The 13,049-nt window shown below is 65.8% G+C and carries 12 protein-coding genes; all 12 read right to left on the bottom strand.

Annotated features, from left to right (window positions below; genetic code table 11):
• Positions 1-27 precede the first annotated feature (27 nt).
• The 12 genes from KRR38_RS03445 to KRR38_RS03390 all read right to left on the bottom strand — a co-directional run bounded on the left by KRR38_RS03445 (position 28) and on the right by KRR38_RS03390 (position 13,020).
• The gene (locus KRR38_RS03445) at positions 28-339 is read right to left on the bottom strand and encodes a hypothetical protein (RefSeq protein ID WP_217398654.1); all 312 of its coding nucleotides are present in this window, start codon (positions 337-339) and stop codon (positions 28-30) included.
• 26 nt (positions 340-365) lie between these two features.
• Positions 366-1,331 carry an alpha/beta hydrolase gene (locus tag KRR38_RS03440; protein ID WP_254514628.1) on the bottom strand — a complete coding sequence of 322 codons (966 nt, stop codon included), beginning with the start codon at positions 1,329-1,331 and terminating at the stop codon, positions 366-368.
• 22 nt (positions 1,332-1,353) lie between these two features.
• On the bottom strand, positions 1,354-3,252 hold the full coding sequence (locus tag KRR38_RS03435) for a tannase/feruloyl esterase family alpha/beta hydrolase (protein WP_254514627.1): 1,899 nt from the start codon (positions 3,250-3,252) through the stop codon (positions 1,354-1,356).
• 43 nt (positions 3,253-3,295) lie between these two features.
• Positions 3,296-3,907: a TetR/AcrR family transcriptional regulator gene (locus KRR38_RS03430; RefSeq protein WP_217398652.1), complete on the bottom strand. Its 612-nt coding sequence runs from the start codon at positions 3,905-3,907 to the stop codon at positions 3,296-3,298.
• Positions 3,908-3,978: 71 nt separating this feature from the next.
• Positions 3,979-4,716 carry an SDR family NAD(P)-dependent oxidoreductase gene (locus KRR38_RS03425; RefSeq protein ID WP_217398651.1) on the bottom strand — a complete coding sequence of 246 codons (738 nt, stop codon included), beginning with the start codon at positions 4,714-4,716 and terminating at the stop codon, positions 3,979-3,981.
• Between the two features lie 23 nt (positions 4,717-4,739).
• Positions 4,740-5,297, bottom strand: a complete 558-nt coding sequence (locus tag KRR38_RS03420) for a nuclear transport factor 2 family protein (protein ID WP_217398650.1) — start codon at positions 5,295-5,297, stop codon at positions 4,740-4,742.
• 21 nt (positions 5,298-5,318) lie between these two features.
• A complete protein-coding gene (locus tag KRR38_RS03415) occupies positions 5,319-5,630 on the bottom strand; it encodes an antibiotic biosynthesis monooxygenase family protein (protein WP_217398648.1) in 312 nt (103 codons plus the stop codon).
• 43 nt (positions 5,631-5,673) lie between these two features.
• Positions 5,674-6,396, bottom strand: a complete 723-nt coding sequence (locus KRR38_RS03410) for a nitroreductase (RefSeq protein WP_217398646.1) — start codon at positions 6,394-6,396, stop codon at positions 5,674-5,676.
• On the bottom strand, positions 6,396-8,021 hold the full coding sequence (locus KRR38_RS03405; RefSeq protein WP_217398643.1) for an AMP-binding protein: 1,626 nt from the start codon (positions 8,019-8,021) through the stop codon (positions 6,396-6,398). Before KRR38_RS03405 ends, KRR38_RS03410 begins: the two co-directional genes overlap by 1 nt.
• On the bottom strand, positions 8,018-9,679 hold the full coding sequence (locus KRR38_RS03400; protein ID WP_217398641.1) for a carboxylesterase/lipase family protein: 1,662 nt from the start codon (positions 9,677-9,679) through the stop codon (positions 8,018-8,020). Before KRR38_RS03400 ends, KRR38_RS03405 begins: the two co-directional genes overlap by 4 nt.
• Positions 9,680-9,694: 15 nt before the next feature.
• Complete coding sequence (locus tag KRR38_RS03395; protein ID WP_217398639.1) at positions 9,695-11,155, bottom strand: LVIVD repeat-containing protein; 1,461 nt, start codon at positions 11,153-11,155, stop codon at positions 9,695-9,697.
• A gap of 11 nt (positions 11,156-11,166) precedes the next feature.
• Positions 11,167-13,020 (bottom strand): tannase/feruloyl esterase family alpha/beta hydrolase, encoded by a 1,854-nt coding sequence (locus KRR38_RS03390; protein ID WP_217398637.1) that lies wholly within the window; start codon positions 13,018-13,020, stop codon positions 11,167-11,169.
• Positions 13,021-13,049: the final 29 nt, after the last annotated feature.

Here is a 13,049-nt window from a genome sequence, read left to right as displayed (position 1 = left end):
CGCAGCCGGGCCGAAACGGTTCCAAACTCAGCGTTTTGCAAGCTTGTCCAGGTCGGACTGGATCAGAGCCAGCTTTTCGTCGGTAAGGCTGTCGCCAGAATACTGCTGCAGCTGCTTCAAGGTCATGGGCCGAGCCATGGCGATCTGGTCGTTGCCGACAATCGCGGGAATATGCTTCATCAGCACCGCCTTGGCATCCGCATTGTCGAGCAAGGTGCCGAGGTCCGTCGTTTCGACCGACAAGGCGTTGGCTGCGGGTGCGCCCGCAGCGACCGGCGCGGCCATGAGAGCTGTCGGTGCTGCCAGAACCATTAGAGCTGCCGTCAGGATGATACGCATTTCATTTCTCCTCGATAATATCCTGCTTATCGCCAGTGCCTGTCGACGAAACACCGCACTTCGCGCGTGCGATCGGCGGCTTCCGGCCCGCTCATGAACATGACGTGGGTTGCGGCGTCGAAAATGTGGAGTTCGGCTTCGATGTCGGCACGGCGCAGCGCGCGGTGCATCAGAACGGTGTTAGACAGGAACAGGTCGCGCGTGCCGCTCTGCAGCAGGGTCGGCGGAAAGCCCTTGGTGAAATCGCCGAACAGCGGCGAGACGTAGGGATCGGCGAGATCGTGCCCTCCGGCGTAAAGCAGATTTGCGGGCATCAGGCTGGAAGTCAGCGCCGTATCGATGCCGAGCAGCGTCCGGAAACTGTCGCCGCATTCGGTGAGATCGATCTCGGGCGTCATCAGCACGCAGGCGGCGGGAAGCGGCAGACCTTCATCGCGGGCGCGCAGGATCGTCGCCGCAGAGAAATTGCCGCCGGCCGAAGCGCCGCCGAAGATGATGCGATCGGGTGAGTACTGGCGCAGCAGCGCGCGGTAAGCGGCAACGCAATCGTCGAGCGGCGCCGGATAGGGATGGTCGGGCGGCGTTCGATAATCAACCGCCCAGACGCGGGCGCCCATCATCGCGGCGGTGATCTTGCCCATCGCGCGGCAGCTTTCGCCGTCGCCCCAGAGCATCGCACCGCCGTGGAAATCCAGATATACGCGGTCGTCGTCGGCCGTGATGCCGGCTGGCGTCACGACGAAGACGCGCGCACCATCGGCGTCGATCTCCTCGACCTCGGCGGCAATGTGCTGGCTCATCATGCCGAGCCCTGCCTCGCCCATGGCGTTCATGCCGGCGATCAGGTCGCGCCAGCCCTGGATGTCGTCCTGCACGGGCCAGGGCGGGTTCGACAGCGTCCAATGGGCAAGCTGTGCCCGTGCCTCGGCGCTGAGGTGGCTGGGCGCCGGAATGCTGCGGGCAGGAACCTCAAGCATGGTTTCGTCGGGCATTATCGCTCCCCTCCTGAAGCTCTCACTGGACGACGCCCGCCTGCCGGCCGCTCTCACCCACGCGCAGCATCGATGTGTCGCCCGAGGGGCACGACCAGTTCGCGCCGTCGTTGACGTCGCCGCTGCCCTTGTAGTGGGCCATCGTCGGGAACTTGCAGAGCGGCATCGTGCGCGTCGGCGGCTTATCGAATTGCTTGAAGCCCATGGCATTGGCCGGATAGAGCTTTGCCGGAAGCGCATCGGGGGCGATGCCCTTCTCGACCCAGTTCTCCATAGCGGTCAGCGCGTCGAAGCTGTTCGGACCGACGCCGCCCATGCTGCAATGGGGCGTGCCCGGCAGCGAGAACAGGCGGACGTTGCGCTGGAGCTTGCCGTAGCCGCCATGCCGTGCGGCAAGCTCCTTGTAGAAGTTGATCGACATATAGGGCGTCAGCACCTGGTCGCTGAGATTGTGCCACATCAGGAACTTGCGATCCTGCCGGATGAAGGGATCGAAGTTCTCCGGGAAATGGCCGATCCCCATGCGCGCCTCGCGTTTGACGAGCGCCACTTCCGAGCTCGGCGCGATGACGTGGAAGGCGTTGATCGGTCCCGGGCCGCCGCTGCGAAAGGTGAAGAGCTGGCGAGTGAAGAAATTGGGATCGTTCTTGTGAACGAAAACCTTGAGATAGGCGTCGGCGAGCGGCCAGTAGCCGCCGTTCAAGGCGCCGGTATCGGATCCGGGGAACGGATCCCTCGCCGAAAGATCGGCGGGACGCGGCGGCGTCAGGAACGATGCGGCCTGGATCTCGCTTACCGAGAAGCCCGGCTGGACGACATTGCCGCGTTCGTCAGTGACCGCGCTCAGCAGCAGGCTGACCGTCTCGATCTGCTCGGGCGTGAAGCACTGGCCCGCGGGCGAACCGGAGGTGCACTTGGGCAAGTCGCGGTCGGGGCGGAAATTACAGGCCGCGGGGTTCTGGATGAGCCCGTCCTTGACCCCGTCGAGCCCGTCGCACTGCGCCTTCACGATCGGATCGATCAGCGCGATCAGGCTGGGCGGCACGACCGCGCCGGCCGAGCGCAGCTGGCCGCTGGGAATGCCGGCAAACTGGAACGCGGCGCCGATGCCATTGTAGGCCGAACCGCCGATGATGCCGTCGAATGCCTCGGGGAAATAGGACGCGGCGACGAAGGCATCGCGCCCGCCGCCCGAGCAGCCGTTGAAATAGGACCGGGCGATCTTCTGCGGCGCGCCGCTCGCCCGGCCATAGAACGCAGCGGTGAACTCCTTGCCCATGCCCGCCAGGACCTTGTCGGCGCGGTAGAACAGATCGGCGATCGCTTCCTCGTCGACCTGGCCCGGTCCCTTGATCGCCCAGGTGCCGCCCGAGAAGCCCTCATGGCCCTCGTCGGTGGCGAAGGACGCATAGCCGCGCGCGATCGTGTCGTAGGGCAGTCCCTGGTTGGTGATAGTGGCCTGCGGCTGTGCCGGATCGCTGACCGCGAACTGGCCGCAGTGGCCCGAGCAGCCCATCTGGAGGTATTTGCCGTTCCAGTTGGCCGGGAAGGTCGCGAGGAAGTTTGCGGTCTTGCCCGTCGCCGGATTGGTGACGAAACTACCCGTCACCTGGCAGAAAGCAGGGAGCTTATCGGTCGCGGCGACCAGCCTGGTGCCCCCGGCGAAACGCGGACCGTTGGCGATCTGCCTGACCGTCACTTTCGTCGACAGATTGGCTACCGCCGCCTGCATGGCTTCGGGCGTGCACGAGCCGGCCAGATCGAAAGGCCGCGCAGCCGGCGGGCTGGCCCCAGTATTGGCAGTGGTCGCGGCGACTATCAGCGCTGCACTTGCAACGCCCGCCGCGGCCTTCAGCGATTTTCCGCGACGCGCAAGCGTCCTTACCGCCGGCGCGAGCCGGACATCATTCTTAGTTGGCATCGTCTTCCCCTCGCGGCCGATCCTGACCGCTTTCTATTTTCGACTAGCGAGCGCCCGGCCCCGGCAGGACGACGCGCAGCGCCCGGCCCCATTCTTCGACCAGATCGAACGTCTCGCCGGCGCGCAGCCATTGCTGGCCAAGCCCGTTCATCAGCGCATTGAGCTGCCGCGCAGCCGACAGCGGCTCGTCCGTCCAGGGCGAGGCGAGCTGCGTGAACAGATCGATCGTCTCAGCCTCACGGTCGCGGAACCAGGCGTGCGCCGGATGCGCTTCGTTCATGGACTCGAGCTGGAGCGCCGCGACGAAACGGGTCTGCGTCACGTCGGCAAGAAACTGCGCAACCATCTCCTGCAACAACACGACCGTCGCCGCGTAGGTCTGTTCGGAGGACTGGGCATCCTGGGTCGCGGCGGCGACCAGATGCTCGACCCGGTCCTCGCCGCGGCGCTCGATCTCGTCGAGCAAGGCCAGCAGCAGCTTGTCCTTCGACCCGAAGTAGTAAAGCAGCCCGGCATTGGAGATGCCGCACCGCTCTGCCAGGCCCTGGATGGTGAAGCCATAGTAGCCGAGTTCGCCGACGATCTGCAGCGCCTGATCGATGATCTGGGCCTTGCGGACCACGGCATCCTCACGATTTCGCGTGCGTTCAGACATTTCGCTCACTCACTTCTACCAATCAGTTAGTAGATAACCGACGTCACCTTGTCCCGCAAGCGCTTTGCGGATCAATTGAGATAGCGCCCGCCGTTGACGCTCAGCGTATGCCCCGTGACATAGTCGGCATCGTCGGAGGCCAGGAAGGCGACGGCAGCGGCAATGTTCTCCGGCCGCCCCGCGCGCTTCATCGGCGAGACCGACGCGACCTTGTCCACCTCGAGCGGCGCGGCGCGAAGACCTTCGGTGTTCACGAACCCCGGCGCGACATTGTTCGCGGTGATGCCGGTTCCGGCAAATTCGATAGCGAGCGCCTTGGTGAAGCCGATGACCCCGCCTTTCGAAGCCGCATAGTGGGCGTGGAACCCCGAACCTGCCTGAGCGGAAGACGATGAGATGTTGATGATCCGCCCCGTCCCTGCCTCGCGCATGTCCGGGATGATCGCCTTGCAACAGAGGAACGGCCCCTTCATGTTGACGGCCATCAGGTCGTCCCAGATTGCCTCGGTGAGATCGTCCCAGAATACGAAGGGCGACAGCGCGGCGTTATTGACGAGAATCGTTACCGGACCGAGTTCCCTATGCGTCTGCTCGACCGCATGCGCGATATCCGCGGGATTGGCGGAATCGCCCCCGCAGGCGATCGCCCGCCGGCCTTCCTGGCGGATGATCTCGGCGGTCTCCTGCGCCCCTTCGAGATTGAGGTCCCAGACCGACACATCCGCTCCATCACGTGCCAGCCTGAGCGCGATCGCCCGGCCCAGTCCACGCGCAGCACCGGTAACGACCGCAACTTTTCCATTTAGCATCGTGCTGAACCTTCCAGAGCCCATTACCAACGGCCGCCGCTTTCGACCGAAAGCGGGCGCTCGTAAGCGGGATCGCTGCGATCGCGGCTGCCCTTGAGATAGCCGGATCCCGGCAGCGGTTGCCCGTTGGGCAGGGTCGCCTTGCCCTCCAGGGCGATCTCGACCGTGGCGCGGCGCAGAACGATCCGCCATTCGCCGTCGCGCTTCTCGAGCCGGTCGATATAGCGGCCCGCCAGGATGCGGCCCGTCTCGCTGCCCTTGTCCATGAAAAGGCCGATATTGTAGCTTTCGGCGTGGGCGACATCGCCGTCGATCTCGCACATGTGCATCGTCACGTTGTGCAGGTTGTTGTCGAACAGCATGCCGTGCGCGTGATTGGCATGCTCGCCATATTCGCGTCCCGAGATCTGCTGGCTCCCGAGTTCGTGCAGGCCGTTGGAATGGTAGCTGCTCGTAACGAGGTCGACGTCAAAACGGTCGTTGCCACGTGAATTGCGCTTGATGCAGTCGAAGATGGCCTGGCGGTCCATCAGTTCCTGCATTTTGGCTTCCAGTGCCGCGAGGCGGTCTTCGCTACTCATTCAACTTTCCTTTCGTGGGGCTCAGGCCGAACGGCCCTTACGGGTTCCGACCGGTGAGAAGTGGACGGTCTGTTTGGCGCCCGAAGTGTAGGGAACGACGATGCTGCGGAACTCAGCGTGCGTTTCCTCGACGCGCGATTCCAGGTGCGCTTCGACCGATTCCCATTCGGCCAAGAACATCACCGAGTCCGCGTCCTCGACCCCGCGCAGTGCGGTGAACGAGATCAGGCCAGTGAAAGTCTCGGTCAGAGGCAGCGCGCGGTTGACGAAGACCTCGAGGAACTCGTCCATCATCCCGTCCTTGATGCTGATTTCAGCGCGTTCCAGAACCATTGCATTCTCCATCTTGTGGGCAGCAGCGTGGCTGCCCGTCATTTCAACTTGTCGAGGCATGGCAGTTCCCCGCTGCAGTTTTTGCGCCATGCCAGGTGGTGAATTCGTCGACCGGCGCCCGGTCGCTGACGAGGCCGTTCACCGACGCGTCGATGTCCTCGTGGCCGAGCGCCATTCCCGACAGCACGATGTGGCCTTGGGGGATTCCCAGCTCACGGTGCACGACCGGGCCGACATCGCACCAGGCCTGCTGCGGGCAAGTCTCGAGCCCATAGGCGCGGGCGAGGACCATGACGTTCTGCATGAACATGCCGCAGTCCAGCCAGGCGCCGAGGGCGTTATCGCGCTCCATCGTGAAGAAAAGGCCGACCGGTGCGCCGAAGAAGCGGAAGTTGCGCAGCATCGCCGCCTTGCGCGCCGGATAGTCGTCGCGGGCGATGCCGTACCTGGCAAAGAGATCGTAGCCGATCTTCCGCCGCCGCGAGAGATAGGGCTCCTTCATCGCCTCGGGCAGATAGGCGTATTCGAGATGGATCTCGCCTGCTTCCATGGCCCCGAGCGCCGCCTGTGAGAGCCGCTCCTGGGCCTCGCCGGTGACGACATGGACGAGCCAGGGTTGGATATTGGTGCCCGATGCGGCGCGCGATGCGCCGGCGAGGATCGCGCGCACGACATCGTCTTCCACCGGCGTCGGCAGGAAGGCGCGTACCGAACGGCGACCTGTGACCGCATCCACCGCCAAGATGGTCGAGGCGACGCCGACCATCAGCGCTCGCCCTGCTGTCGCGCCAGTTCTTCCAGTCGCTGCTGCTTGAGCACGAAGCGCTGGATCTTGCCGCTCGGCGTCTTGGGCATGGCCGGCGTGAAATGGACGCGCCGGGGATAGGCATGCGCGGCGTAATTACGCTTCACCCATTGCTGGATGTCGCGCTCAAGCTCGGCGTCGGCCGCATGGCCTTCGCGCAGCACGGCATAGGCTTCGATGACCTCGCCGCGAACCTCGTCAGGTACCGCGATCACCGCACATTCGGCGACGGCCGGGTGCGTCGCCAGGACCGATTCCACCTCGAAGGGGCCGATGCGGTAACCGGCCATGATGATCACGTCGTCGTCGCGCGCGGAGAAGTGGAATTGACCATCGGCGTCGATACGCCCGGTATCGCCCGTGACGTACCAGCGGCCGGCGCCGGCGAACTTTTCGGCGGATTTCGCGGGATCGCCGTCATAGCCCTGGAACCAGGCCAGTGGGCTTTCCGGAAGCACCATGGCCACACGGCCGACTTCGCCGGCACCGGCTTCTTCGTCGCGCTGCTCGTGCAGGATCGTAGCCGTCCAGCCGGGCATGGCGCGGCCCATCGCGCCATCCTTGATCGGCTCGGCCACTGCGGGATGATGATGGTTGTTGATCAGCATCCCGGCTTCGGTCTGCCCGTAGTGATCGTGCACGGCGACGCCGAGCGCGTCTTTCGCCCAGAGGTTGACGTCGGGCGTCAGCGGCTCGCCAGCGCTCGAAGCACAGCGAAGGAGGACGTCGGCGGCGGGTCTGAGCCCCGAGGCGCGCAGCGCGCGATAGACCGTGGGCGCCGCGGCGAAGTTGGTGACGCGCTCTTGCGCCAGGACAGCAAGCGTGGACTCGGGCGTGAAACCGCCCTCGAACAGCAGACTCCGCACACCGGTCGAAAGCGTCGCCAGCACGCCGAAGTAGAGACCATAAGCCCAACCGGGATCTGCCGCGCACCAGAACACGTCGTCAGCGGCGCGGATGCCCAGGCCGAACTCAGCATAGGTCTGGAAGGCCGCCACCGCGCGCAGGGGGACGACTACGCCCTTCGGGTTTCCGGTCGTACCCGATGTGTAGATATGGATGAGCGGCGCATCGCCGCCCGCGGCCGCAGCGGGAATTCCGGGCTCGGCATCGGCCATCAGCGCATCGAACGATAGCGCCGAACCCGCAGGCTCTCCCGTCGTTATCACCCGCCAGGACGCATCTTCACAAGCCAGCTTCGCCAGTTGACCGTCGTCGCAAACCACAGCGCGCGCGCCGCTGCCATTCAGCCGGAAAGCGATGGCCGGCGGGGCGAAGGCGGTGAACAGCGGAACGTGTACCGCGCCCAGCCGCCAGATGCCCATCAGCGTCACCAGATAGGACCGGCTCTTGCCCATCAGCGTCGCGACGCGGTCACCCGGGCCGACGCCGAGCGCTTGGAGCACCGCGGCGAAGCGTTCGGATTCGCGGCGCAGTTCGCCATAGGTAACGTCCTGCACCGAGAGGTCGGCAGCGACGATCCGATAGGCCAGCGCAGCTGGATCGCGGTGGTCGCAGAGGAGCCGCGCCGCGCAGGCCTCCGGCGCGGAATAGATTTCCAACAGGTCGCGGACGCGCTGGGTCATGCGATACCCCGCGCGACCGGGTCACGCGCCACCGGATCGGGGTCGGCCACGACGTGGCACGGCGCGTCGAAGATCATGTTGAGCCGGCGCCGCGTATCGTAGCGCGGCCATTCGAGCCCCTCCTGCGAAGGGTTGCCCGTCCGCACGAAATTGAGCCAGGCGCGCATCAGCCGGGCCGACAGCGCATCGACCTCCGGCCCGGAGCTGACGAACTGCACGGGCACCTTGGTGCCGAACACCAGGGGCACCTCGGTGCCGTGCGGGCTGCGCAGGATTCGGTCGACCACGCGCGGCTCGTAGTCGACGCGGTACATGTAGACCGCCGCCGCCTTCTGCGCCGATTTGCGATCGGCCTGCACGATCGACTGGCTGCGGAACAGCCGGTCGGTCATCATCGTGCTGACCCAGTAGCTTGGATCGTCCTTGGGATAGCCGGAGCGGTAGCGTTCGAACGCAGCGTCGCCCTTGTCGCCTAGCGCGGTCCGGAAGCGCTCGCGGGCGTGGTCCTCGCTCATATGGCCGAGTTCGGGATCGCCGGCCATGAACAGCGTCGCCTCGTCCTTGGCGGTACCGATCATCAGCGGTACGTCGCGGCTAATCTCGGTGGCACCGGGATCGAACGGATGCGCCGGGATCGATCGGCCGTCGACCATCGGCGCCAGCGTGCGGCTGGCGAGCCCGCCGTCGAGCGCAGGCGGAAGCCGCACCGCCGATGCCGCCTGAATGACTTGGCCGTAGGGCAAGGTCTGAAGCCTGTGGACGTCGGCTTTGGCCACGCCCAGGCTGGCGAGCGTCTGTTCGGCAATCGCCGCCGCGTCCTGCTTCTCGACAAGCGTGACGATCGGCCCGCTCATGGCGATGGCCTTGTGGAACAGCCCCTTGGCGGGAAGCATGCCGAGCAGGGTCGAGACCTTGGCCCCGCCCCCGCTCTGACCGAATATGGTCACATTGCCGGGATCGCCGCCGAATGCCTCGATATTGTCCCGCACCCATTCGAGCGCGAGGACGATGTCGAGCATCCCGGCATTGCCGGAATCGGCGAAGTCGTCGTGTAGCGCGCCCAGATAGAGAAACCCCATCGCGTTGAGGCGGTGATTGAGCGAGACGTAGACAACGTCCCCCTGCCCGGCGAGCAGGCTGCCGTCGGTCATGGAGTCGAAGCCCGAGCCCATCGCGAAAGCGCCGCCGTGCAGCCAGACCATCACCGGGCGCTTGCGTACGCGCGACGCATCGGGCGTGATCACGTTGAGGACGAGGCAGTCCTCGCTTTCGGGGATCTTGGCGTTGGTGATCCCGGCGACCGCCATCATCACCGGGATCGCCCTGGCACTCGGATCGACCTTGCCCATGATACCGGGCAAGGTGATCGGGCCTTGCGGGGTCTTGGGGCCGAGCGCGTTGCAATCGCGCACGCCGGTCCAGGCCGCTACCCGCCGTGCGGGCTGGAAGCGATGCTGCCCGGTATCGGCGCCATAGGGAATCCCGAAGAACCGCGACAGACCGCCCGCGCGCAGGCCGCGGACCTTTCCCGAGGTGGTTTCGACCGCGGCAGTCGGCGCACCGGCATCATCGGCCATGGCACGACCCGCCAGCATGCAGGCGGAGCCTGCCAGGGTTCCCGCCAGCACCGACCGCCGCGATGTGATGAATTCGTCCATTTCCGCTCCTCCGCATCAGCGCCGCCGTCCGACCCTCGGCAGGTTCAGCGCAGCGCGCAGTTCGGGCTTCAGCGAAAGCACCCAGAAACCGCTGGCGTTGCAGGCGAACCAGATCTGGCCGCGCGCGCTGTCGTAGTGGACATGCGACATGCAGGGGTCGCCGGGCTTGAAATAGGCGACCTCGACCGGGTTTCGCGGATCGCGCAGGTCGGCGATGCGCAGGCCCGCGTACATGAAGGTGAACAGGCCGAGCCGGGTGTCCTCGGCGCTGTCGACATCGTTGAAATGCATCGAGGCGACGCCGGGCCGGCCGACCAGGCCGCCGGAAGCCTTTTCCATTGCGGTGGGCGACGGGCAGTTCTCTTCGTGATTCATCGCCAGCCGGAACTCGCCGACGAGCTTCGGATCGGCTTCGTCCGAGATGTCGGTGATCCGCGGCCAGGCCCCCGGACAGGCGCCGAGCTCGCCGGCGTTCACGACATAAGGCTTGCCGCCGAACGAAGCCAAGGCGGGCGAATGCCAGCCGGCATGCTGCGCCGTGCCGACCAGGCGGAATTTGGGATCGGGCTTGCCTGCGGCGAAGTCGCTGTTGTCGAGGATATAGACGCCGCCGGCATCTCGGCCGACCGATTCCGCGCTGGGAACGCCGGGCTTGGTGTTCTTGAAATGATGGTTGAGATCGCCGCCCTGCGAGGCGACGACACCAACGTAGATGCGCTTTTCATCGGGGCTGAATACGAGCTCGTGCGGCGAGAATTCGTAGCTCGTGCCGTCAGCGCGGGTTACGCCGAACTTGCCGACGAAGCGCGGCTTTCTGGGATCGGAGATGTCCATCACTGCGATCCCGCCGGCGCCGATAAAGGGATTGAGCACCGGACCATAGACATAGCGGCCGCTGGGCGAGACGCGTACCGTGTGCACCGGCTCGGGCCACTGGACATCGGCCAGGAGCTTCGGCTGGGCACAATCGGAAACGTCGTAGAGCGACAGCCAGCCTTCCTTGGGTGCGCTCATGCCTTCGACGCCGCCATAGGTGCTTGCGGCGAGGATCGGATGGCCGCGCCCCGGCGAGACGTGCAGCGTCTCGGTCGCGTAGAGCGCGCCCTTGTCGGTCAGGTAGCGCAGCGTTTTCGGCGCCGCCGGATTGCTCACGTCGATCACCGCTACGCCCGACTTCGGACCTATCGGCAGTTGCAGAAGACTGCCGTCGGGCTTGAGCGTCATGCCGTCCGCGACATAGGCGCACTGCCCCGACCAGGCCATGATGAGGTTGCCGGTGCGCCCGCCAATGGCATCGTGGCCGACGACGTCGACGCCCTTGGAATAGGGCACCGGCAGGACGACCGCCTCCCCCTCGATCGTTTCGCCCTGCTTGCCGCGCTCGGGGCGGTCGGGCGTCGCAGCGGTCACACCGCCCGCAGCAAGACCCGCCGCGACCATCCCCGTCAGCGCATAGCGCCCGAACCTTGCCTTCATCGTCATTCCCCTCACTGGATCACGCCGGCGCGCCGGCCGCTTTCGCCCATCGTCAGCATCGACCGGTCGCCGCTCGGGCAGGACCAGTTCGCGCCGTCCTTGACGTCGCCCGCCCCCTTGTAGCGTGCCATTTCGGGGAACTTGCACAGCGGCATCGTCCGGCCGAGCGGCTTGGAATAGTCGGCGCTGATCGGCGTCGGCTGATAGAGCGTGGCGACCAGTGCATCGGGCGCCGTGCCCTTCTCGACCCAGTTCTCCATGGCCGAGATCGCATCGAAGCTGCCGGGCCCGACGGGCAGGCCGCCGCCGCTGCAATGGGCCGTGCCGGGCAGGCCGAACAGGCGGACGTCGTTCTGCAGCTTGGCAAAGCCGCCATAACGCGCGGCGAGCTGCTTGTAGAGATTGACCGACATGTAGGGCGTCAGCTTCTCGTCGCTGAGGTTGTGCCAGATCAGCAGCTTGCGGTTCTGGCGGATCAGCTTGGCGTAGTTCTCCGGGAAGTGTCCGATGCCGAGCCGGCCCGCAGCCAGGGCGCGGGCGACTTCGGCGCTCGGCACTACCGTGCGGAACGCGGTGATCGCACCGGGACCGCCATCGCGGTAGGTCAGGATCGCGCGCGTCTTGAAGGCCGGATCGTTGTGGTGCGCGAAGACCTTGATCGCGGCGTCCGCCAGCGGCCAAAGCCCGCCTTCCTGCAGCGGAGAGTCGGGCCAGGGGCTTTCGGCATTGGGATCCTTCGGCGCCACGGCAGGAGCGAACGAGCCCTGCAGTTCGCTGACCGAATAGCCCGGCTGCACGATGTTGCCGTGCTCGTCGGTGACCGCGGTGATCACGGTGCTGATCGTCTCGATCTGCGCCTTGGTGAAGCATTGCCCGCCCGGCTTGTCGCCGTCGCACTTCGGCAGATCGCGCTCGGGGGTAAAATTGCAGGCCATCGGGTTCTGGATGAGCCCGTCCTTGACGCCATCGAGCCCGTCGCACTGCGACATGACCTTCTGGTTGAACAAGGCCAGTAGCGAGGGCGAGATCGCTGCGTCGGGCGCGCGCAGCGTGGCGAAGGTCGTCCCGGCCGAGTGGAAGGCACGGCCCATCAGGTTATAGGGCGAGCCGGCGATGATCCCGTCGAACTCTTCGGGGAAATAGGACGCGGCGACCAGCGCATCGCGGCCACCGCCAGAGCAGCCGCTGAAATAGGAGCGGGCGATCGCCGCCGGCGCACCCGTCTCGCGCGCATAGAACGCGCGGGTAAAGGCCTTGCCCATCTGCGTGAGCACTTTCGAGGAGCGCCACAGATAGTCGGTGATCGCGTCCTCGCTGACCTCGCCCGGGCCTTCTACGGCCCAGGTGCCGCCGGTCATCTCGGTGTGTCCCTGGTCGGTGGCAAAGGCGGCGTAGCCCTTCTGGATGATCTCCCCGGGCAGGCCCTGGTTGGTGATCGTGATCGTGAACACGCCGGGGTTGCTGACCGCGAACGTGCCGCAATGGCCGCCGCAGCCGAGTTGCAGGTATTTACCGTTCCAGTTCTCCGGGAAGGTCGCGAGGAAGTTGGCCGTCTTGCCCGTTGCCGGATTGGTCACATAGCTGCCGGTGACCTGGCAGTAGGCCGGCATGTCGCCCTTGGCCGCGAAGTATTTGGTGCCGTCGGCGAAGAACGGCCCGGGCTGGTTGGCGATCTTGCCCACGCTGACCTTGGTCGAGAGCGTTACGGCGATCGCCCGGACGGCGTCGGGCGTGCAGACCTCGGACAGGTTCATCCTGCCGGCCGATGGCGCCGCGACCACTTCGGCCACGGGTTCCCGCGTTGCGCAGCCCGCCGTCAGTGCGATGATCGCACTCGCCGCAGCCAGGCGAGCGAACGCGCCCATCGATGATTTCCGCTTTGCCTCTGACATTC

The sequence above is a fragment of the Novosphingobium sp. G106 genome, from assembly GCF_019075875.1.
In the GTDB taxonomy this organism is placed as follows: Bacteria; Pseudomonadota; Alphaproteobacteria; order Sphingomonadales; family Sphingomonadaceae; genus Novosphingobium.
This window is presented reverse-complemented; position numbering and strand designations above follow the sequence as displayed.

Coding starts and splice junctions, on each gene's coding strand:
- KRR38_RS03445 (WP_217398654.1), bottom strand. CDS start 339: ATGCGTATCATCCTGACGGCAGCTCTAATGGTTCTGGCAGCACCGACA.
- KRR38_RS03440 (WP_254514628.1), bottom strand. CDS start 1,331: ATGCCCGACGAAACCATGCTTGAGGTTCCTGCCCGCAGCATTCCGGCG.
- KRR38_RS03435 (WP_254514627.1), bottom strand. CDS start 3,252: ATGCCAACTAAGAATGATGTCCGGCTCGCGCCGGCGGTAAGGACGCTT.
- KRR38_RS03430 (WP_217398652.1), bottom strand. CDS start 3,907: ATGTCTGAACGCACGCGAAATCGTGAGGATGCCGTGGTCCGCAAGGCC.
- KRR38_RS03425 (WP_217398651.1), bottom strand. CDS start 4,716: ATGCTAAATGGAAAAGTTGCGGTCGTTACCGGTGCTGCGCGTGGACTG.
- KRR38_RS03420 (WP_217398650.1), bottom strand. CDS start 5,297: ATGAGTAGCGAAGACCGCCTCGCGGCACTGGAAGCCAAAATGCAGGAA.
- KRR38_RS03415 (WP_217398648.1), bottom strand. CDS start 5,630: ATGGTTCTGGAACGCGCTGAAATCAGCATCAAGGACGGGATGATGGAC.
- KRR38_RS03410 (WP_217398646.1), bottom strand. CDS start 6,396: ATGGTCGGCGTCGCCTCGACCATCTTGGCGGTGGATGCGGTCACAGGT.
- KRR38_RS03405 (WP_217398643.1), bottom strand. CDS start 8,021: ATGACCCAGCGCGTCCGCGACCTGTTGGAAATCTATTCCGCGCCGGAG.
- KRR38_RS03400 (WP_217398641.1), bottom strand. CDS start 9,679: ATGGACGAATTCATCACATCGCGGCGGTCGGTGCTGGCGGGAACCCTG.
- KRR38_RS03395 (WP_217398639.1), bottom strand. CDS start 11,155: ATGAAGGCAAGGTTCGGGCGCTATGCGCTGACGGGGATGGTCGCGGCG.
- KRR38_RS03390 (WP_217398637.1), bottom strand. CDS start 13,020: ATGGGCGCGTTCGCTCGCCTGGCTGCGGCGAGTGCGATCATCGCACTG.